Below are 1,769 nucleotides of genomic sequence, written 5' to 3' on the forward strand. Positions count from 1 at the left end.
TTCCCGGCCCCGCGCCTGCCGGCGCGCCCTGCCAGCCGCTGGCTGCCGGCCGGCGACGGCCTCCCTTACCCGCCCGGCGGCCGCTCGCCCCTGCGCGCCATGTGGGGCGCACCGGCGGGCGGCGCCCCGTCACGGCAGACCTTCCCTTTCGCCGTCGGGTGCAGGCGCCTCCCCTCGGCCCGCCGGGCTCGCAAGACCAGCCACACGACGAACGCCGCGGCTGCCATCAGGTACGGCACCGCGATCAGGAGCAAGAGCCCGGCGTCCTGGCCGCTTGGTACCCCGACCGGCATGGCCTCTCCCCCGCCCTCACCCGCCGGAGCGCGGTGCCGGGTAAAGCAGGTAGAGCAGGACGTAAATCACCGCGGCTCCCGTCACCGACACGTACAGCCACAGCGGCAAGGTCCACCGCGCCAGCCGGCGGTGTCGCTCCCACTGCCCCGCCAGCGCCCGCCCGATGGTAAGGACAGCCATCGGGACGATGGCCGCTGCCAGCACCGTGTGTGAGGCGAGCACGGCGTAGTAAAACGGCCGCACCCACCCCTGCCCGGTGAACGGAACCGTGCCGGCCCGGCTGTGGTAAACGAGGTAGCTGATCAAGAAGAGGATTGACGTGCCGAACGCGGCCAGCATGAAAGCGCGATGGTGTCGTATGCGCCTCCGCCGGATGTTGGCGTACCCGGCAACCAGGAAGATACCGCTCAGCGCGTTCAGCGCGGCGTTCAGCGTCGGGTGGATGGGAACGTTCACCTGCGGTTGTTTCTCCTGTTCTGCTCAGCCGACGATGCGGTTCAAGGCGTCCGGTGCGATCGCGCCAAACAGGATGACGGTGAAGATGAGCGGGCTTAGCACCACGTACACGAAGCTCAGGCGCTCAAAGCGCAGGTGCATGAAGTAGGCCATGATGAGGGCGCCCTTCATCATGGCCAGCACGACGAGCAGCGTCACCACCAGCACCCTTGGCAGGCTGACGCTCACGACGCCCAGCTCCAGCAGTGTGATGAGGAGCAGCCACACCCAGGTGCGCACGTACAGCCCATACGCAGTGCCGTGCGTGGCCTGATCTTGCGACCTTTCCGATTGCACGGGCTTCCACCCTCCCCCTACACCAGGTACAGCAGCGTGAAGATGAAGACCCATACCAGGTCCACGAAGTGCCAGTACAGCCCGGCCGTCTCGACCCCGTCCGCCGTGTAGCGCCCGATACGCACCCGCCGCACCACGGTCGCCAGGTAAATGACGCCCGCGCTCACGTGCAGCCCGTGAAAACCCGTGATGAGGAAGAACGTGGCCGAGAAGAGCGGCACCCCCCAGGGGTTGCCCCAAAGGCGGGCGCCTTCCCCGATGAAACGGCTCCACTCGTAAGCCTGCATCCCCAGGAACGCCAGGCCCCCGAGGATGGTGAAGGCAAGGAAACGAACGGCGTCTTTCCAGGCCTCCCGGCGCGACGCCGCCACCGCCATCGCCATGGTGGCGCTCGAACAGATGAGGATGAACGTCATCAGGCCCACCAGGCCCAGGTTGAAGATTTCGCTCTGCCTTGGCCACGCTGGGGCGGCCAGGCGGCTGAACCCGTACCCCGAAAGGAATCCCCCGAAGGTGAGGGTGTCGGAGAGGAGAAACAGCCACATCATCAGCTTGCCCCACGTCACCCGGAACGGCGAGGTGCCGCCTCCCCACTCGGACCCGGTCACGGCGGGGCGAAGTTGCGCCGTGTCCACCCGCGTCACACTCCTCTCAGATCCAGAAAAGGAGCACCCACAAATACA

General features: G+C 67.2%; 4 protein-coding genes. All 4 read right to left on the reverse strand.

The window, feature by feature from the left end; genetic code table 11:
- Positions 1-65: 65 nt before the first annotated feature.
- From AB1609_22925 to AB1609_22940, 4 genes are read right to left on the reverse strand one after another with little or no spacing between them, the layout of a single operon-like run.
- The gene (locus AB1609_22925; protein MEW6049288.1) at positions 66-293 is read right to left on the reverse strand and encodes a hypothetical protein; all 228 of its coding nucleotides are present in this window, start codon (positions 291-293) and stop codon (positions 66-68) included.
- Positions 294-309: 16 nt separating this feature from the next.
- Complete coding sequence (locus AB1609_22930) at positions 310-750, reverse strand: DUF420 domain-containing protein (GenBank protein MEW6049289.1); 441 nt, start codon at positions 748-750, stop codon at positions 310-312.
- A gap of 24 nt (positions 751-774) precedes the next feature.
- A complete protein-coding gene (locus tag AB1609_22935; protein MEW6049290.1) occupies positions 775-1,086 on the reverse strand; it encodes a cytochrome C oxidase subunit IV family protein in 312 nt (103 codons plus the stop codon).
- A gap of 17 nt (positions 1,087-1,103) precedes the next feature.
- Positions 1,104-1,634 carry a cytochrome c oxidase subunit 3 gene (locus AB1609_22940; GenBank protein ID MEW6049291.1) on the reverse strand — a complete coding sequence of 177 codons (531 nt, stop codon included), beginning with the start codon at positions 1,632-1,634 and terminating at the stop codon, positions 1,104-1,106.
- Positions 1,635-1,769 lie beyond the last annotated feature (135 nt).

It is taken from the genome of Bacillota bacterium, assembly GCA_040754675.1.
Classification (GTDB): Bacteria; Bacillota; Limnochordia; order Limnochordales; family Geochordaceae; genus Geochorda.